Source organism: Bradyrhizobium sp. 44 (genome assembly GCF_023073095.1).
Lineage (GTDB): Bacteria > Pseudomonadota > Alphaproteobacteria > Rhizobiales > Xanthobacteraceae > Bradyrhizobium.
This window is the reverse complement of the sequence record NZ_JADPIY010000014.1, coordinates 262,442-280,102: the sequence shown is the minus strand read 5'-3', so window position 1 is coordinate 280,102 and position 17,661 is coordinate 262,442. Positions and strand designations below refer to the sequence as shown.

Sequence of the window (17,661 nt, the reverse complement as noted above, 5' to 3'; positions counted from 1 at the left end):
ACCATCTCTAGAATTCCAATTGCGCTTCCCCAACGGAGCGCAATTCCTGAATTCCGCGCCGCAACAAACGTTCCTAACTTTCGCCACCGAACAGACGTTTTTCGTCCTCGGTTCAAAAGTGCACACAGAGCGTGTGCGCGGGGTGCGGCGCTCGCCTGAGGAACGAATGCCTGCATCTCGGCTTCTCACGTCCTGAGCATGCTTAAGCGATCGTAAAATCGAGCCTCGCGAAGCGTGTCGTAACTTCCAGCCATGCACGCAAAGGCGGCCAGTTTTGAGTCACAGATTGGGAATGGCAGGGCAAGCGCGACACCACGGTCCTCAATGCCTCGACCGCGGGGTCTGCTTCAATCTCTGGGCGCCGACGGCGCAATCGGTCGAATTGCTCGAAGCCGGCCGGCCGGCACTTCGAACGACGCGCGACGAGGATGGCTGGTACCAATGGTTGAGCCCCACCGCGCGTGTCGGCACGCGCTATCAGTTCAGGATTAACGAAGATCTGGTCGTTCCCGACCCTGCCGCGTTCTTCCAGCCGGACGACGTCGGGGCGCCGAGCGAGGTGGTGGACACTGCGGCGTTCCGGGACTCGGTGCTCTATCCCGGCCGCCCCTGGGCGGAGGCCGTGGTCTACGAGTTGCATGTCGGCACCTTCAGCGAGGAAGGCACCTATGCCGGTATCGAGAAGAAGCTGCCCTATCTGCGCGATCTCGGCATCACCGCGATCGAGCTGATGCCGCTCAATGACGTCCCCGGCCGGCACAATTGGGGCTATGACGGCGTGCTGCTGAACGCGCCGAATGCACGCTACGGCAGGCCGGAAGACCTCAAGCGGCTGTTACGCGCGGCGCATGCCCTCGACATCATGGTCTATCTCGACGTCGTCTATAACCATTTCGGGCCGCAGCTGAACTATCTGCACCTCTATGCAGAAAGCTTCTTCACCCCGCGCCATAGCACCGGCTGGGGGCCTTCGGTCAACCTCGAGGGACACGACGGCGCGTTCGTGCGCGAGTTCCTGATCGAGAACGCGCTGATGTGGCTGCGCGACTACGGGTTCGACGGCTTGCGGCTCGACGCCGTTCACGCGCTGAAGGACGATTCCGACCGCCATTTCCTGATCGAGCTTGCCGAGACGGTTCGCAGTCAGCTGCCGGGCCGGCGCGTGCATCTGATGCTGGAGAACGAGGCCAATCAGGCCCGCCTGCTCGACCGCGCTCAAGGGCGAACCCGGCTCTATGACGCGCAATGGGGCGATGATTTTCACAACGCGCTCCACGTCCTGCTGACGGGCGAGGACGAAGGCTATTATCGCGCCTTCGCAGACAGGCCGCTTGAACATCTCGCGCGAGCGCTCACCGAGGGCTTTGCCTACCAGGGCGAAGTCTTTCCGCTGCATGACGAACCGCGCGGCGAGCCGAGCGCGCATCTGCCGCCTGAGGCCACCATCTTCTTCGCCCAGAACCACGACCAGATCGGCAACCGCGCGCTCGGGGAGCGGCTTTCCGCGCTGGTCGGTCCGGAGAAGCTGGATCAGGCCATGGCACTGGTTCTCTTGAACCCGCATATTCCGATGTTGTTCATGGGTGAGGAAGCCGCGGCCGAGACGCCATTCCTGTTCTTCGCGGACTGGTCCGGCGAAGCTGCCGAGCTGACGCGGGAAGGGCGGCGCAAGGAGTTCGCGCACTTCAAGGCATTCTCGACGCCCGACATGCGCGCCAGAATTCCGGATCCGTGCGATGAAAAAACCTTCGAGGCATCGAAGCTCGATTGGACGGACATCGATCGCTCTCCCGCCACCGCCAGGTTTCGCGGTCTGACGACCCAATTGCTGAAGATACGGCGCGAGAAGATCGTGCCGCTGATCAAACGGGGTTTCGTGTCGGCTCATTGCAAGTTGCTGGGGGAGGACCAGCGCAAGGGCGGCCTGGATGCCCGTTGGCGGACGGAGGAGGGGGACATCTTGCAGATTGTCGCCAATTTCGCCGACCGCGAACTGCCCATGCCGGCGCTGGTCGCGGGCGAGAGCCTGTGGCGATTGGGCGCGGCCGACGCGCCAGCCCTGTTGCCGAACGACATCATCGTGCGGCTTGGCCAGGAAGCGTGATGGAACGGCGAGGAACGCTTCCGAAAGCTTTCCGTTAGCGGAGCAAATCCCTGGAGCCGCTCCATGACCGACTATCCAAAACCGCCTTATCCTCCGCAACAGCAACCGATGCCCGGTTCGACTCGCGCGATGAATCCGCGACCGGATCACGGCGAGGAGACTTACAAGGGCGCCGGGCGCCTGGCCGGAAAGAAGGCAATCATCACCGGAGGCGACAGTGGCATCGGCCGCGCGGTCGCGATCGCCTATGCCCGGGAAGGCGCGGACATCGTCATCGCCTATTTGAACGAGGACGAGGATGCCGCCGAGGTGAAGGCGCTGGTGGAGCGCGAAGGACGCAAGGTCGTCCTGATCCCCGGCGACATCCGCAATCCCGATCATTGCCGCGCGATCATCTCCCGCACCGTCGAGGCGTTCGACGCAATAGACATCCTCGTCAACAACGCGGCCCATCAGGACACGTTCAAGGAGATCGGTGATATCAGCGACGAGGAATGGCAGCGGACGTTCGAGACCAACATCCATGCCATGTTCTATCTCAGCAAGGCTGCGGTGCCCCACATGCGCCCGGGAGCGGCGATCATCAATACCGCGTCGGTAAACTCCGACATGCCGAATCCGACCCTGCTGGCCTATGCCACGACCAAGGGCGCCATTCAAAACTTTACCGGTGGGCTTGCCCAGATGCTGGCGGCAAAGGGCATTCGGGTCAATGCGGTCGCTCCGGGTCCGATCTGGACGCCGCTGATTCCATCGACGATGGCGGAGGACACCGTGAAGAATTTCGGCAAGCAGGTGCCGATGCAACGGGCCGGCCAGCCGGCCGAGCTCGCGACCGCCTATGTCATGCTCGCCGATCCGCTCTCAAGCTACACATCGGGAGCGACCCTTGCGGTCACCGGCGGCAAGCCGTTCATCTGACCGAACGTGCGACAAGAAAGTGGCAGCCCTGCGAGCAGGGCCGCCACGCCCAGTACGTCTCGATCAAGCGGCGCTGGACGCCTTGGCATTGACGCCCTTGCGAAGCGCCACCGTGTTCAGCTTGGTGTTGGCGGCCTTCTCTTCGTTCAGGTTCGTCGTGAGGAAGCGCACGATGTCGTCGTGTCCAAGCTCCTCTGCCCATGCGATCAGCGTGCCGTAGCGGCACATTTCATAATGCTCGACAGCCTGTGCGTTGGCCACGATCGCGGCGTCGAGCACGGCCTTGTCCTCGATCTCGCCCGCCGTCTCATCGGCCTCCTTGATGATGCCGTCGATGGCGGGGCAGTGTGTTCCGCTGGGCTCCTTGCCGAGCTTCGCGAACACCTTGCCGAGCCTGTCGACCTGCTTGTTGGTCTCTTCCAGATGAGCTTTCAGTCCGGTGACGAGGTCCCTGTTGGTCGCCTTGTCGATCATCTTCGGCAGCGACTTCAGGATCTGCTGTTCCGCGTAATAGATGTCCTGCAGCCCGTGCAGCAGCAGGTCTTCCATCGATTTGATGTCCTTAGTGAAGAATCCCATAAACGACGTCTCCTTTCACAATGATGGAACTGGAACGCCGCACAGCCGCAGCTGTTCCATTCCCGTGACCAGATCAGGAGAGCCGAATGAGCGATGGTGCGGATCATCTTGCGAGCCTGCTCGGACGGGCGGCGATGGACGTGTGGGGCGACATGCCGCGCGATATCCAGGAAGCGCTGTTCGAGACCGCCATGAAGGGACGGCCTGCGGAGCGGGAAGAGCTCGCGCGGCTGCTGCACGAGCGGCATCCCCGTACGCTTCATCCGGCACGGCCGGGCTGAGCCGCGGCAGGAACGATCCGGCAAGGAGCCGATTTGTAAAATGGGCGAGGCGCGGTGAATGGGATTCGACGAAGCCCGTGAGCCGTGGCTCCGCCCAGGATCATATCGGTGAGTCGAGCGGCGTGACTGAAACGATTATCGGAAAATGGTACGATCCGATCTCGCAGAGATGGATTGTGCCGCGCGAAGCGCCCCCGGTGGCGGGCTACTCGCAGTCCACCCCGGAGAAGGGGTTAGAGACCCGCGCATCGGGCGAGGCGCAGCGGATCTGGGACCTGCTGGTGGATTGCTGCGCGCGCGGGTGATTTCCGAGCCGCACTATCATTGGCTTCGGCAATTCACAGAGTGATGACATAGACCGCGAAGGCAATGATGAGCGCCAGGCTCACGACGGCGGTGCTGATCAATATCTTGCCCATGGCGCGTCCGTGCTGTCTCGCAGCGTCAATGAAACAGCCGTCCTGTTCGTTCCGGACCATCTGCTGAAGGCAGCTCCGACTGTTCACATGTGAACAAAGGGCGTCGGCACCAAATGGCTTGAACTATATCATTTGATACAGACATGGCTGCGCCCGCTCTTATCATTGGCAATCCAGAAGGGCACCGCATGGTGCCATGACATGGAGACCCGATCGTGCTCAGGCGGCGTCGCGTTCAGCAAACCACCACTCTTCAAGAGCGGCTTGCGGAGTTCACCAGGACTATCCGCGAAAGGGCCGAGTCGTTGCCCGACGGTAAGGAGAGGGATGATCTGATGAAACGGCTGAGAAGCGCCGACACGGCGTCAAACCTCGACCGTCAATTCGCCGGCAGGGATTGAGCTTACAAGGATTGAGCTGAAGGCGTCAGCTGCGGTACCAGCTCGCCAGATTCCAAGTCGTGACGTCCCATCCCGACATGTCGACCATGAGGTTGTTGACCCCTGCGTTGACGATGTTGCGGGATAGAAGCGGCAGGAACACGTTGGCCTCGCAAAAAGTTTCGTCGACCTTGATCAGCAACGCGGCGCGCTTGACGGGATCGAGCTCGTTCTGTGCAGCCTTGTAGGCCTTGTCGGCCTCGGGATCGGACCAGCGCGAGACGTTGCGGCCGAGCCATTTGTTGTCCTTGTTGGAAATTTCCCAAGAGACGCACTGGTTCAGGAAGCGCTCCGGGTCGGGCTGCGGTTGCGTGGTGTTGTACATCTCCATGTCGGCATAGAACTTCGAGTAGGTGTCGGGATTGCCGACGTCGGATGAGAAGAACACCGATGCCGTGACCGCCTTGATCTCGATCTCGATGCCGGCCTTCTGGCAGGCCTGCTTGATGATGGCCTGCGTCTTCTGACGCGGCGCATTGGTCGAGGTCTGAAAAACGAATTTGAGCTTCTTGCCGTCCTTCTCACGGAGGCCGTCCGCGCCCTTGGCCCATCCGGCTTCATCGAGGATCTTGTTGGCCTTGTTGACGTCGAACTCGTATTTCAGCTTGGGCGACTTGAACTGTTTGGGTGCGTTGACGAAGCTCGCGGTGGCGATGCCGCCGCGCCCGTAAATGAACTTCTGGATCGAGTCGCGGTCGATCAGCAGGTTAATCGCGCGGCGAACGGCAGAATCGGACAGCGTCGGGTGCTTGGTCTTGGGGCTGGAGCGCTCGCCGTCCACCTCGGTCCACGGGTCCGTCGTGTTGAGGATGATGAACTCGACGTTGCCGGAGGGCGTGACGTCGAGCTTGCCCTTGCCGCTGGCCTCCATGCGCTTGAGGACCTCCTCCTCCACCTGCATGTTCCAGGCATAATCGTATTCGCCGGTCTGCAGCACGGCGCGCGCCGCGGACACCGCATCGCCGCCGCCCTTGATTTCCAGCGTATCGAAATGCGGCTGGTTCTTGACGTGATAGTCGGGATTGCGTTCTGCCCGGATCAGGTCACCGGGCTTGAACTCGACGAATTTGTAGGGACCGGTGCCGACCGGCTTCAGATTACCGGGCGCTTCGCGCGACTTCGCGCCGACATAGTCGCCGAAATGATGTTTCGGCAGGATCGGACCGACCGAGCCGACGAAGGGATCGGCCCAGAACGGCGTCGGGGCCTTGAAGAGCACCTTGACGGTGTAGTCGTCGATCTTCTCGACCGTGATGTCCTTGTAAGAACCCGTGGTGTACGCCGCCGTGGCGAGATCCGAGGCGTATTGCCAGGTGAAAACGACGTCGTCGGCGGTGAAGGGCTTGCCGTCATGCCATCTCACGCCCTGCTTCAGTTTCCAGGTCACGCTCAGGCCGTCCGGCGAAAGGCCGCCGTTCTGCTTGGATGGGGCCTCGGCCGCGAGGCAGGGGACGAGGTTGCCCTCCTTGTCCCAGCCGGCGAGGGGCTCGAAGAAGACGCGCGAGGCGATCTGGTCCTTGGTGCCGAGCGCGAAATGCGGATTGAGCAGCGTCGGGGCCTGCCAGAGCAGGATCTTGAGCGGGCCGCCGCCGCCGGCCTTGGTCGGCTTGTAAGGCAGCGTGGCGTCCGCCATCGCCACGTCGTTCCAGACCAGGATCTGGCTGGCGACCGGCGCTGCGATCCCGATCGCAGCCATCGTCTGCATGAACGAGCGTCGCGACAGCTTGCCCTGCTTCACCTCAGCGATGGACTTGCGGATTTCGTTCTCGTTCATCGGATGATCCCCACTTCACGGACAAGTCGTCACCGGCCAAGGCCCATCATGTTTCATCAAGGGCGAGGCGGCAATGCCGACAGGGTGAGAAAACCATGCGGCGAAATGACGAACGTGCGGGGAGAGGTCTGAAGCCCGGATGGGGCCGAGCGCAAACCAGGATAAGTCCAGCCGCGGCAGGCGGCGCTCCGGATTGCGCTTCGCTCCAGCGGCGTGGGCCCAACGATCCGTGCCGTTTTGCCGTGATGCGCCTCATACTTGCGCAGGTGCATTCGTTCCCCCCATGCGCACGAACGGAGAAGCGTCGTCCGCTCCAGCAGGCCAATATGGATTTCAATTTCATTGATTTCGCGCTGCGCAGAAGCGAATACGGTTCCAATCATTGCCAAGCCATGGAGACCAAGATGTCGTTTCGCCTCCCCCTGATCCTTGCGACCGTGCTCGCCGCCTGGTCGGCCGCCGCTTCAGGCGAGACCATCAAGATCGGCGTGACGCCGGGGCCGCACGCCCAGATCTTCGAGGCCGTGAAGCCGATCGCCGCCAAGCAGGGTCTCGACATCCAGCTCATCGAATTCTCCGATTACGTCGTGCCGAACGCCGCGCTCGATGCCGGCGAGATCCAGGCCAATTCGTTCCAGAACCAGCCTTATCTGGACAACCAGAAGGCCGACCGTGGCTACAAGATCGAAGCCGCCGGCCTGACCGTGAATTTTCCGATCGGCGTCTATTCCAAGAAGCACAAGGCCTTCGCCGACATCCCCGAGGGCGGCAAGGTCTCGATCCCGAACGATCCGACCAATGGCGGCCGCGTGCTGCTGCTGCTGCGCGACAAGGGCGCGATCAAGCTGAAGGACGGCACGGGCTTCAAGCCGACGGTGCTTGATATCACCGAGAATCCCAAGAAGCTGAAGTTCATCGAAGTCGACGCAGCGCAGGCGCCGCGCGCGCTCGACGATGTCGACGCCGCGGCGATCAACACCAATTATGCAACCCAGGCGGGCCTCGATCCCGTCAAGGATCCGATCCTGCGCGAGGACCCGAAGGGTCCCTACGTCAATCTCATCGCCGTTCGCACGGTCGACAAGGACAAGCCCTGGGTCAAGATCCTGGTGGACAGCTACCACACCGCAGAGGTCAAGGAGTTCGTCCTGACCAAGTTCAAGGGCGCGGTACTGCCGAGCTGGTAGGCAGTCTGCCCAGCCAAAGTTCAGCTGAGGGCGATCCCGGCGGGCAGGCTTGCGTACGAGCCCTGCGCAATGCCCGCTTGTCTGGAGCTGCGGCAACCGACATCATCGGGGCCCATCCTCGTCCGACAGGGGTCGTATGAAACGCTTAGCAAACCTGAAACGCCTGGGGTTTTTCACGCGGCTTCTCGACGAGGCCCCGCCGGCCGACCGATATCGCTTCGCGGCCGAACAGATCGTGCGCGCCGAGAAGGCGGGCCTCGATTCCGCGTGGATCGCGCAGCACCATTTCCACGAGCGCGAGGGCGGTCTGCCGTCGCCCTTTACTTTCCTCGGTTACGTCGCTGCCCAAACCTCGCGCATCCGGCTCGGTACTGGCATCGTCACCTTGCCGCTGGAGAATGCGGTGAGGGTGGCGGAAGACGCCGCGGTGCTCGATCTGCTCTGCAACGGTCGCTTCGAGCTCGGTGTTGGCACCGGCGGCAATCCCTCGGCCTTTGCCGCGTTCGGCCTCGACGGCGCCCAGCGCAACGAGATCTTTGCGCGCAATCTCGAGGTCGTCCGCACCGCGCTGGTGGGCAAGCCGCTCGACGGTGGCGACACGCTCTATCCACAGCGGCCGCAACTGGACAACCGAATCTGGCAGGCGACGTTCTCCGTGGCGGGCGGCGCGCGTGCCGGCAAGGCAGGCGATGGCCTGTTGCTGTCGCGTACCCAGCCCCGGACCAAGGAGGCGCCGAAGGCAACGCTGGCCGAGATTCAGAATCCGGTGATCGATGCCTATCTCGAAGCGCTACCGCCGGGACGCGAGCCCCGCATCATGGCTTCGCGCACCATCTTCGTCGCCGACGACCGGACCGAGGCGATGCGCCTTGCCGATATCGGCCTGCGGCGCGCTCTGCCGCAATTCCTCAAGGGCGGCCACGCCAAGCCGGGCGAGACGCTGGAGGAGATGATCGCGGCGTTCGACACCCATGTTGGCGCGGCCGACGACGTCATCGCCTCGCTGCGCGCCGACGCCACCCTGGAGCGGGTGACCGATCTCGTCTTCCAGGCACATTCGGTCGATGCCCCGCATCCCCATATCCTGCGCTCGATCGAGCTGGTCGCGGAGAAGGTCGCGCCGGCGCTGGGCTGGGCGCGGACGGCGCCCGACGTGGCGCTGGCGGGTTAGTCGGAATGAACGCAATCGCGTTGCACGAGGCTGCAAGAGGCTGAATGATGGCTACGAAAGATATCATCGACACGCTCGCCGGGATCGAACCGGGTTCGGCTCTGGACGGCGTTCGCGCCAAGCGCGTGCAGGCGCGCGACAATGCGCAGAAGAGCTATCTCTCTCTGTTCGAGCCGATCGACGACAGTGACTTCTCGCTTGTCGAGCGTGCCGCAGTCGCGTTCTTCGTGATCGGCCTTCACCGCGAGCCGACTGTAGCTGCCTTCTATCGCGCGAAGTTAGCTGCGACCGCCGATGGCGCGCGCCTGGTCGAAGCGGTCGATGTCGAAATCGCGCGGGGCGAGACCTCGGGCCCCTACGGCGCCTTTCCGGCCGGACCGCTTTCGGTCGAGAACAAGGCCGGCCTGATCTACCGCGTCAGCGCGGAGCGCAAGGCCAGTCTCGGGGACCGGCTCGTTGCGGCGTTCGAGCATGCGCATCTGCTGGTGTTCCGCCCGCGCGATGCGGCCGCGGCCGACATGAGGGCGTTGCTCGCCGCTGGCTGGTCGAACACCGGCATCGTCACGTTCTCTCAGCTCGTTGCGTTCCTGTCGTTCCAGGTGCGCGTCGTCACCGGACTGCGCGTGCTGGGTGCCTCGCTCGGGCGCGCCGCGAACGCCGCGGCCGGCGCGTAAGGAGGCTGCATCATGAACGTTGCAAACGATGTCAATCCGCCCGTCGTCTTCACCCAGGATGAACTGGGCTGGGTGTCGTGGATCGATCCGCTGCCCGAGACTGAGCTGACCGAGCGGCATTTCGCCGGCCTCGTCGATCGCTCCCGTTCCAAGTCCGAGTATTTCCGCCTGCTGGTGCGCGATCCCGAGGTGCTGGAAGCCCGCACCAAGACCGACAAGGACATCTTCTACAACGTTGCCGACGGCCTGCCGCGCGCCGAGCGCGAACTCGCAGCGGCTGCGACCTCGCGCTACAACGGCTGCATCTACTGCGCCTCCGTGCACGCGCGTTTCGCCAGCACTTATTCCAAGCGCCGCGACGATGTGCAGCGGCTGCTCGACGAGGGCGTTGGCGCCGATCTCGGCGAGCGCTGGAATGCGGTCGTCAAGGCCTCGGTGGCGCTGGCCGCAACGCCGATCGCGTTCGGCCCCGACAATATTGATGAGCTGCGCCGCGCCGGTCTCGACGATGCGGAGATCGTCGACGTCATCAACGGCGCGTCGTTCTTCAACTGGGCGAACCGGCTGATGCTGTCGCTCGGCGAGCCCTCGAAATAGCCAATCTCACCGGCGTGGAAATTGCTGGTTGTTTCAACACCTGACAGGATGGAGCCGTCCATGAGCAACATCGATCGTCGTACCCTGGTCAAGGGCTCGCTTGCCGCCATGATGGCGGGAGCGGCCTTCTCGCGCGCCGCGCTTGCGCAATCGTCCGAACCCATTTTGCTGGGCGTCAGCGGTCCATTGACCGGCCCGAACGCGCAATATGGCACGCAGTGGAAGCAGGGCTTTGATCTCGCGCTCGACGAGATTCAGGCGGCGGGCGGCATCAACGGCCGCAAGCTCGCCTACAGCTTCGAGGACAGCCAGAGCGACCCGCGCCAGTCGGTGGCGATCGCCCAGAAGTTCGTCTCCGATCCCAGGATCGTCATGGAGCTCGGCGACTTCTCCAGTCCCGCCTCGATGGCGGCGTCGCCGATCTATCAGCGCGGCGGGCTGGTGCAGTTCGGCTTCACCAATTCGCATCCCGACTTCACCAAGGGCGGCGACTTCATGTGGAGCACCTCGGTCAGTCAGGCCGACGAGCAGCCGCTGCTGGCGGCCTATGCCGTCAAACGTCTCGGCTTGAAGAAGCTCGCTGTGCTGCACCTCAACACCGATTGGGGCCGTACCAGCCGTGACTATTTCGTCAAGGCCGCGAAAGAGCACGGCGCCGAAATCGCCGTCACCGAAGGCTACATCGCGGAGGAGCGCGACTTCCGCTCCACGCTGGTGCGGGTCCGCGACGCCAATCCGGACGGGTTGATCCTGATCTCCTATTATTCCGACGGTGCGCTGATCGCGCGCCAGGCGCGCCAGGTCGGGCTGAAGCAGGTGATCTGCGCCGCTAGCTCGGTCTACTCGCCGAAATTCCTGGAGCTCGGCGGCGATGCGGTCGAGGACGTCCATGTCGGAACGCGCTACTTCCCGGAAGACCCGCGCCTCGAGGTGCAGACGTTCATCGCGGGCTTCAAGAAGAAGTACAACGGGGTGGAGCCCGACGCGTTCAACGCCTACGCCTATGACGCGATGAACATGGCGGCCGCCGTCGTGAGGATCGGCGGCGCCGACCGGCGCGCGATCCGCGACGCCTTCACGAAAGTGAAGGACGTCTCGAGCGTGATCTTCGGCAAGGCGACGTTCGACGTCGAGAGCCGGCGCGTCAAGGGCGCCATGAACGCCGAGCTCGTCGTGCGCAAGGGCCAGTTCGCCCTCTGGGACGGCAAGCCGACCTGAGGGGATTTTCTGCGTGTCTTCCTGGCTCGACTACACGATCAACGGGCTGATCGTCGGTAACGTCTACGCCCTCGTTGCGGTCGGGCTCGCGCTGATCTTCGGCGTCAGCCGGCTGATCAACTTTGCGCAAGGCTCGATCTATCTCGTTGGCGCCTATATCGGCTGGGTCGCGGTGGTGCAGCTGCATACGCCGCTCCCGCTCACCATCATCGTGGTCGCGGTGGCGGCGGCGCTGGTGGGCTTGATCATCGAGCGGTTTGGGCTGCGTCCGCTGCAAAACTCGGTGCGCATCGCGCCGTTGCTGGCGACCATAGGCATCAGCTTCGTGCTCGATCAGCTCGTGATGCTGACCTTCTCGCCCAATCCGCGCGCGCTGCCGAGCCAGTTGCCGGATATCCGCTTCCAGATCGGCGGCGGCACGATCGGACCGCTCGATCTCCTCATCGCCGGCGTCGGCCTCACCAGCGCGTTGCTGCTGTTCGTGTTCCTGCGCTACAGCAAGCTCGGCTGGGCCGTGCGTGCCACCGCGCAGGACCGCGACGCCGCGATGCAGATGGGCGTCGACGTCAATCGCGTCAATCAGGCCGTGTTCGGCATTGCGGCCGCGCTCGGCGGCGTTTCCGGCCTGCTGGTCGGCATGTACTACAACCAGATCGACACCGCGATGAGCCTGCAGGCGACGCTCAAGGGCGTCGTCGCCGAAGTCGTTGGCGGCGCCGGCAACGTGCCGGGCGCGGTGATCGGCAGTCTGCTGCTCGGACTGGTCGAGAGCTATGGCGTCGCCGTGTTCGGCACCAGCTACCGCAATCTGTTCGCGTTCCTGCTGCTGGTCGTGGTGCTCGTGCTGCGCCCGAACGGCCTGTTCGCCAGCGCCCGGCAGGCGCCGCCCGAGCCGCTCACCGGCACTTTCATTGCGCCGAGCCGCCCGGTGCGCATTCCGCGCTGGGCTCTGCTGATCGCGACCGCCGTCTTTTCGATCCTGCCGCTGTTGCCGGTGTCGTTCTATGTGCTCCAGACCCTGATCAACGCCTGGCTGCTCGGCATGCTCGCGCTGAGCCTCACCCTGGTTGCAGGCACGATCGGTCAGGTCTCGCTGGGACACGCCGCGCTGCTCGCGATCGGGGCCTACACCTCCGCGCTGCTGTCGCTCACGTTCGCCGTGCCGGTCGGCCTTGCCATCATCGGTGGCGGCCTGATGAGTGCTGCGCTCGGCACGGCGCTGATCTCGCCGTCGTTCCGGCTGCGCGGACATTATGTGTCGATCGCGACGCTCGCGATCGGCGAGATCGTCTCGCTGGTGATCCTGAACTGGGAGAGCGTCACGCGCGGGCCCATCGGCATCTCCGGCATCCCGCCGCTGTCGCTGTTTGGCTATGAGCTGGTCAGCCCGATTTCGATCTACTGGTTCAGCTTCATCGTGATGGTGGTGCTGGCGCTGCTGCAGGGACGCCTGCTCGGCTCCCACCTCGGCCGCAGCTTTCGCGCCATCCGCGACGACGACATCGCCTCGCGCGCCTATGGGCTCAGCCTGAATCGCTACAAATCGCTGGCCTTCATCTTCGGCGGCTTTGCCGCCGGAGTCAGTGGCGGCATCGCCGCGCATCTCTATTCTTACATCAACCACGAGACCTTCAACACGCAGCAATCCATTTTGGCGCTGACCGTGGTGATCCTCGGCGGCCTCGGCAATGTCGTCGGGGCCATCGTCGGAGCGGTTGCGCTGGTCGGGCTGCCGGAAGTGTTCCGGATCGCGGCGGAGTATCGCATCCTGATCTACGGCATCGTGCTGCTGCTGCTGGTGCGGTTCAGACCGCAAGGCTTGTTGGGGACGATGTGATGAGCACGACCATGCTGTCCCTGCGCGGGCTGACGCGGCGTTTCGGCGGCCTCACCGCCGCCGATGCCATCGATCTCGATCTCGCCAAAGGCGAGCTGATCAGCATCATCGGCCCGAACGGGGCCGGCAAGACGACGTTGTTCAATCTCGTGACCGGGCTTGACCGGCCGGACGCCGGGACGGTTCGCTTCGAGGGACTGGACATCACGGGTCTCTCGCCGGAGCGGCTCGCCGCCGCAGGCATCGCGCGCACGTTCCAGCTCGGCCGCGTCTTCGGCAATCTCAGCGTGATGGATAACGTGTTGATCGGTGCCCACACGCGGCTGCGTGCGGTCAAGCCGGCCGTGCCGGTGATCGGGCCATTGCTGGAATTGGGGTTGGCGTTGCTGCGCCCCGCCAGCGTCAAGGCCGAGGAGGAGCGCTTGCGCGAAGAGGTGAAGGTCATTCTCGCGCGCTTCGGCGAACGGCTGCTGCCGCGCATCGACCAGCCGGCCTACAGCCTCTCCTACGCCAATCGCCGCCGCGTCGAGATCGCGCGGGCGCTCGCGCTGAAGCCGCGTCTGCTGCTGCTGGACGAGCCGACCGCCGGCATGAACCCGACCGAGACCACGGAGATGCAGGGGCTCGTCGCCGAGCTGAAGGCCGAAGGCCTGACGATCTTGCTGATCGAGCACAAGCTCGAAATGGTGATGCGCCTCTCCGACCGCGTCATCGTCATGGACGAGGGCAAGAAGATCGCGGAAGGCCCGGGTGAACAGGTGCGCGGCGATCCCAAGGTGATCGAGGCCTATCTCGGCCACGGCCTGACGACGAAGCAGGAGAGCGCGGCATGACGAACTCGCCTCGCGATGCGCTGCTCGCGCTCACGGACGTCAATACCTTCTACGGCCAGGCCCAGGTGCATTTCGACCTGTCGATATCAGTGCCGCGCGACCACATCGTCTGCCTGCTCGGCGGCAACGCCAGCGGTAAGTCGACGACGATGAAGATCATTTTGGGCCTGGTGAAGCCACGCTCGGGCGAGGTGACTTTCGACGGGACCTCGCTGCTCGGACTGACCACGCCGCAGATCGTCCGCCGCGGCATCGCCTCGGTGCCGGAGGCGCGGCGGCTGTTCGCCGACATGAGCGTGCGCGAGAACATCCTGATGGGCGCCTTCGTGCGCGACGACCGTGAGGCGATCGCGCAGGATCTCGACAAGATGCTCACGCTGTTCCCGAAGCTCGGCCAGCGGCTGTCGCAGCGCGCCGGCTCGCTCTCGGGCGGCGAGCAGCAGATGGTCGCGATGGCGCGCGCGCTGATGAGCCGTCCCAGGATGATCGTGATGGACGAGCCGACCATGGGCCTGTCGCCGCTTTATGTGGACCGCGTGCTGGAGCTGATCCGCACCATCAACCAGGAGGGCGTCTCGGTCTTCATGGTCGAGCAGAACGCCAGCCTCGCGCTCGAGATCGCGCACGAGGCCTATGTGCTCCAGACCGGTAAGATCGTTCTCTCCGGCTCCGCCCGCGCGCTGAAGGACGATCCGCGCATCCGCGACGCTTATCTCGGCGGCTCCGAGGCGGCATAGCGCCATCATGGCCTGCATGGTTCGAGACGCCCGCTTGCGCGGGCTCCTCACCATGAGGATTGGGCATCTCGCCGCGAAACAAGACCTCATGGTGAGGAGCCCGCGCAGCGGGCGTCTCGAAGGATGGCCGCAAGCACTGCTGCAGAACCGTGCCGCCCCCTCCGGGATTGCACTGGTCAGTATGACCATCTTATGAAAAGATCATACCGCTCGTGCGATGTGGCGTGCAGCAGACGGAATGATTGTCGTGACGAAATTATCTTTGCGGGCGGTCGAGCCCGGAATGGTGCTGCTGTTCGGCGGGCTGATCGCGGCCAACATCGGGGCCTGGGCGTGGGCGTTCGCGGCGTTCGGTGATCGGCCGACGGTGATGGCGACCGCGCTGCTCGCCTGGGTGTTCGGCCTGCGCCACGCCGTCGATGCCGACCACATCGCCGCCATCGACAATGTCGTGCGCAAACAGATGCAGGCCGGCGGCGCGCCGCGCAGCGTCGGCCTCTATTTCGCGCTCGGCCATTCCACAATCGTCGTGGTCGCGACCATGCTGCTCGCGCTCGGCGTCGTGAGCCTCGGTGGCGACAGCCTGCTCAAGGAGATCGGCGGCTTCATCGGCACCTCGGTGTCGGCGCTGTTCCTGCTGGTGATCGCGGCCATCAATCTCGTCATCTTCGCCGGCCTGTGGCGGACGTTTCGCGCGGCACGGGAGCAGGGGATTCACGACGCCGAGGGCCTCGATGCCCTGCTTGCCAATCGCGGCCTTCTGGCGCGGCTGCTCGGCCCGATGTTCCGCCTGGTGACAAAACCCTGGCACATGTATCCGCTCGGCTTTTTGTTCGGGCTTGGCTTCGACACCGCGACCGAAATCGGCCTGCTCAGCATCTCCGCCGGCGAAGCCGCGCGCGGCGCTTCGTTTGCCGATGTCCTGGTCTTCCCCGCGCTGTTCGCGTCGGGCATGGCGCTGGTCGATACCGCCGACTCGGCACTGATGGTGAGCGCCTATCGCTGGGCCTTTGTCGATCCGCTGCGAAAGCTCTGGTACAACCTCACGATCACAGGGGCTTCCGTGGCAGTGGCGCTGTTGATCGGCGGCATCGAGGCGCTCGGGCTGATCGCGGACCGGCTCGGCCTGACCGGCGGCGTGTGGGCATTGGTTGACGCGCTCAACGACTCGCTCGCCAATGTCGGCTTCGCCGTGGTCGCGCTGTTCGTGATCGCCTGGCTCGTGTCGGTCGTGCTCTATCGGCGCATGTTTGCACTTGAGCGGCGGCGCGCCGCGGATGCGCTTATCGGCGCCGAGGCCACCGAAGCGGCCTGATCGACAATCCGCTGGCTCAAGCCGACGCCGCGCTTGCGACCTGCTCCGCCGGCAGATCGTCGGCATTGGGATCGCCCGGCGCGGTGGCCCAGGCCAGCTCCACCAGCGTCACGAACCGGCGGCCGGCGCCGTCGAGCTGGCAGACGATCAGGCCCTGCTCTTCCATGTAGCCGAGCAGGCGCTGCGCCCGGCGCAGCGAATGCGAGCCGTAGGCGCGGGCGATCGCGGCGTCGCCTGGACACGGCCAGCCTTCTTTAGCCGCGCGCGCGATCATCATGAACACGCCCTGCATGTCGTCGGGCAGGATCGAGGCGCGAAGCGACACATCCTGCCAGGCGTCGTCCTCGGCATGCTCGGCGCCGAGCCCGGCGCGGGCGCGTGTCAGCATGCGGCGGAATTCGGTGAGGTCGGGCACCGCCGAGCCGAGGCCTTCGATGCGGCAGCGGACCACGAACTCCTGGTAGAGCACGCCGACCGCGCGGAAACCGGCATCGGGTGCGGCGAGCACGGCACGAAGGGTCCGATCCACGCGCTCGCGCCGGTCGGCGAGCTCCTCGGCACTGACCGGGACCTCGATCATGTCGGGGCCGATCTCCGGTGCCGCAGCCTTCGCGGCGCGGAGCTGCTCGAGCAGATCGGGCGCGGGCCGGCGCTGCGGTCGGCTGGCATCGGGGGGCGGCGCGGCCAGGATCACGGCGCGCATGTTCTCGAGTGCGGCTTCGGGCATCGGCATCAGCCGCGGCGTGGAATTGCGCGGCTGGGTTTCGGTCGCGCCGATGTTCAAACGCAGGGGGCGTCGCGACAGCGCGGGGCCGAGCGCCATGAATTGTCCGCGTTCGAGATCGCGAAAGGATTCGGCCTGCCGCCGCTCCATGCCGAGCAGGTCGGCGGCGCGCGCCATGTCGATGTCGAGGAAGGTGCGGCCCATCAGGAAGTTCGACGCTTCGGCCGCGACGTTCTTGGCGAGCTTTGCCAGCCGCTGGGTCGCGATGATCCCGGCAAGCCCGCGCTTGCGGCCGCGGCACATCAGGTTGGTCATCGCGCCGAGCGAAAGCTTTCGCGCTTCGTCAGAGACTTCGCCCGCGACCGCAGGCGCAAACAGCTGCGCCTCGTCGACGACCACCAGCATCGGGTACCAATGGTCGCGCCCGACGTCGAAGAGTCCGCCAAGGAAGGCCGCGGCGCGGCGCATCTGGTTCTCGGCGTCGAGCCCTTCGAGATTGAGCACGGTGGAGACGCGATGCAGCCGCGCGCGCTCGCCGGCGACCTGAAGGCCGCGTTCGGTGTGATCCTCGGCCTCGATCACGAGATGGCCGAAATGTTCCGCCAGCGAGACGAAATCGCCTTCGGGATCGATGATGGCCTGCTGCACCCAGGGCGCGCTCTGCTCCAGCAACCGCCGCAGCAGATGTGATTTTCCGGAGCCCGAATTGCCCTGCACCAGGAGGCGGGTCGCCAGCAGTTCCTCGAGGTCCATGGCCGCCGCGGCGCCCGCCGTGGTCTGCCCCATCTCGATCGCAACCGTCATGCCCGACTCAAGTCCCATCATTCGCGGACAGGGGCTTATCAACCCG

Annotated in this window: 16 protein-coding genes; 13 read left to right on the top strand and 3 right to left on the bottom strand. The window is 64.6% G+C overall.

The genetic code is table 11. The features are described from left to right. Positions 1 to 292: 292 nt before the first annotated feature. Together treZ and IVB41_RS12125 are read left to right on the top strand one after the other, a co-directional pair. A complete protein-coding gene (treZ, locus tag IVB41_RS12130) occupies positions 293 to 2,104 on the top strand; it encodes a malto-oligosyltrehalose trehalohydrolase (RefSeq protein WP_247431309.1) in 1,812 nt (603 codons plus the stop codon). Positions 2,105 to 2,167: 63 nt separating this feature from the next. Further along, positions 2,168 to 3,025 (top strand): SDR family oxidoreductase, encoded by an 858-nt coding sequence (locus tag IVB41_RS12125; RefSeq protein WP_247431305.1) that lies wholly within the window; start codon positions 2,168 to 2,170, stop codon positions 3,023 to 3,025. A gap of 63 nt (positions 3,026 to 3,088) precedes the next feature. Here the strand turns inward: IVB41_RS12125 and IVB41_RS12120 are convergent, their stop codons facing one another. Next, on the bottom strand, positions 3,089 to 3,604 hold the full coding sequence (locus IVB41_RS12120; protein ID WP_027519885.1) for a ferritin-like domain-containing protein: 516 nt from the start codon (positions 3,602 to 3,604) through the stop codon (positions 3,089 to 3,091). An 86-nt stretch (positions 3,605 to 3,690) separates the two neighbouring features. On the opposite strand from IVB41_RS12120, the gene IVB41_RS12115 reads away from it, so the two are divergent. Together IVB41_RS12115 and IVB41_RS12110 are read left to right on the top strand one after the other, a co-directional pair. After that, entirely contained in the window at positions 3,691 to 3,885 is a 195-nt protein-coding gene (locus IVB41_RS12115; protein WP_027519884.1) for a hypothetical protein, read from the top strand. 122 nt (positions 3,886 to 4,007) lie between these two features. Beyond that, positions 4,008 to 4,190, top strand: coding sequence for a hypothetical protein (locus IVB41_RS12110; protein WP_247431302.1), 183 nt, complete (start codon positions 4,008 to 4,010; stop codon positions 4,188 to 4,190). 540 nt (positions 4,191 to 4,730) lie between these two features. On the opposite strand, the gene IVB41_RS12105 is transcribed toward IVB41_RS12110, so the two are convergent. Continuing rightward, complete coding sequence (locus IVB41_RS12105; RefSeq protein ID WP_247431299.1) at positions 4,731 to 6,518, bottom strand: peptide ABC transporter substrate-binding protein; 1,788 nt, start codon at positions 6,516 to 6,518, stop codon at positions 4,731 to 4,733. A 392-nt stretch (positions 6,519 to 6,910) separates the two neighbouring features. On the opposite strand from IVB41_RS12105, the gene IVB41_RS12100 reads away from it, so the two are divergent. The 9 genes from IVB41_RS12100 to IVB41_RS12060 all read left to right on the top strand — a co-directional run bounded on the left by IVB41_RS12100 (position 6,911) and on the right by IVB41_RS12060 (position 16,087). Beyond that, complete coding sequence (locus IVB41_RS12100; RefSeq protein WP_027570461.1) at positions 6,911 to 7,705, top strand: MetQ/NlpA family ABC transporter substrate-binding protein; 795 nt, start codon at positions 6,911 to 6,913, stop codon at positions 7,703 to 7,705. A 136-nt stretch (positions 7,706 to 7,841) separates the two neighbouring features. Beyond that, positions 7,842 to 8,876, top strand: coding sequence for a putative FMN-dependent luciferase-like monooxygenase (locus tag IVB41_RS12095; RefSeq protein ID WP_247431296.1), 1,035 nt, complete (start codon positions 7,842 to 7,844; stop codon positions 8,874 to 8,876). 47 nt (positions 8,877 to 8,923) lie between these two features. Then, the gene (locus IVB41_RS12090; RefSeq protein WP_247432838.1) at positions 8,924 to 9,550 is read left to right on the top strand and encodes a CMD domain protein; all 627 of its coding nucleotides are present in this window, start codon (positions 8,924 to 8,926) and stop codon (positions 9,548 to 9,550) included. 12 nt (positions 9,551 to 9,562) lie between these two features. Next, positions 9,563 to 10,147: an alkylhydroperoxidase domain protein gene (locus IVB41_RS12085; RefSeq protein ID WP_247287730.1), complete on the top strand. Its 585-nt coding sequence runs from the start codon at positions 9,563 to 9,565 to the stop codon at positions 10,145 to 10,147. 60 nt (positions 10,148 to 10,207) lie between these two features. Further along, on the top strand, positions 10,208 to 11,365 hold the full coding sequence (locus tag IVB41_RS12080) for an ABC transporter substrate-binding protein (protein ID WP_247431293.1): 1,158 nt from the start codon (positions 10,208 to 10,210) through the stop codon (positions 11,363 to 11,365). A 13-nt stretch (positions 11,366 to 11,378) separates the two neighbouring features. Continuing rightward, positions 11,379 to 13,202, top strand: coding sequence for an ABC transporter permease (locus IVB41_RS12075; protein ID WP_247431290.1), 1,824 nt, complete (start codon positions 11,379 to 11,381; stop codon positions 13,200 to 13,202). Beyond that, entirely contained in the window at positions 13,202 to 14,035 is an 834-nt protein-coding gene (locus tag IVB41_RS12070; protein WP_247431287.1) for an ABC transporter ATP-binding protein, read from the top strand. The genes IVB41_RS12075 and IVB41_RS12070 overlap by 1 nt, the downstream gene beginning before the upstream one ends. Then, the gene (locus IVB41_RS12065; RefSeq protein WP_247431283.1) at positions 14,032 to 14,772 is read left to right on the top strand and encodes an ABC transporter ATP-binding protein; all 741 of its coding nucleotides are present in this window, start codon (positions 14,032 to 14,034) and stop codon (positions 14,770 to 14,772) included. Before IVB41_RS12070 ends, IVB41_RS12065 begins: the two co-directional genes overlap by 4 nt. 283 nt (positions 14,773 to 15,055) lie before the next feature. Then, entirely contained in the window at positions 15,056 to 16,087 is a 1,032-nt protein-coding gene (locus tag IVB41_RS12060; RefSeq protein ID WP_247432832.1) for a HoxN/HupN/NixA family nickel/cobalt transporter, read from the top strand. Between the two features lie 16 nt (positions 16,088 to 16,103). Here the strand turns inward: IVB41_RS12060 and IVB41_RS12055 are convergent, their stop codons facing one another. Beyond that, positions 16,104 to 17,615 (bottom strand): ATP-binding protein, encoded by a 1,512-nt coding sequence (locus tag IVB41_RS12055; RefSeq protein WP_247431280.1) that lies wholly within the window; start codon positions 17,613 to 17,615, stop codon positions 16,104 to 16,106. Positions 17,616 to 17,661 lie beyond the last annotated feature (46 nt).

Bases quoted from the DNA above. Each gene is read 5' to 3' on its own strand.
- IVB41_RS12115 (WP_027519884.1), top strand. From the start codon at position 3,691: ATGAGCGATGGTGCGGATCATCTTGCGAGCCTGCTCGGACGGGCGGCG.
- IVB41_RS12060 (WP_247432832.1), top strand. From the start codon at position 15,056: ATGGTGCTGCTGTTCGGCGGGCTGATCGCGGCCAACATCGGGGCCTGG.
- IVB41_RS12125 (WP_247431305.1), top strand. From the start codon at position 2,168: ATGACCGACTATCCAAAACCGCCTTATCCTCCGCAACAGCAACCGATG.
- IVB41_RS12120 (WP_027519885.1), bottom strand. From the start codon at position 3,604: ATGGGATTCTTCACTAAGGACATCAAATCGATGGAAGACCTGCTGCTG.
- IVB41_RS12100 (WP_027570461.1), top strand. From the start codon at position 6,911: ATGGAGACCAAGATGTCGTTTCGCCTCCCCCTGATCCTTGCGACCGTG.
- IVB41_RS12070 (WP_247431287.1), top strand. From the start codon at position 13,202: ATGAGCACGACCATGCTGTCCCTGCGCGGGCTGACGCGGCGTTTCGGC.
- IVB41_RS12090 (WP_247432838.1), top strand. From the start codon at position 8,924: ATGGCTACGAAAGATATCATCGACACGCTCGCCGGGATCGAACCGGGT.
- IVB41_RS12080 (WP_247431293.1), top strand. From the start codon at position 10,208: ATGAGCAACATCGATCGTCGTACCCTGGTCAAGGGCTCGCTTGCCGCC.
- IVB41_RS12105 (WP_247431299.1), bottom strand. From the start codon at position 6,518: ATGAACGAGAACGAAATCCGCAAGTCCATCGCTGAGGTGAAGCAGGGC.
- IVB41_RS12065 (WP_247431283.1), top strand. From the start codon at position 14,032: ATGACGAACTCGCCTCGCGATGCGCTGCTCGCGCTCACGGACGTCAAT.
- IVB41_RS12055 (WP_247431280.1), bottom strand. From the start codon at position 17,615: ATGACGGTTGCGATCGAGATGGGGCAGACCACGGCGGGCGCCGCGGCG.
- IVB41_RS12085 (WP_247287730.1), top strand. From the start codon at position 9,563: ATGAACGTTGCAAACGATGTCAATCCGCCCGTCGTCTTCACCCAGGAT.
- IVB41_RS12095 (WP_247431296.1), top strand. From the start codon at position 7,842: ATGAAACGCTTAGCAAACCTGAAACGCCTGGGGTTTTTCACGCGGCTT.
- treZ (WP_247431309.1), top strand. From the start codon at position 293: ATGGCAGGGCAAGCGCGACACCACGGTCCTCAATGCCTCGACCGCGGG.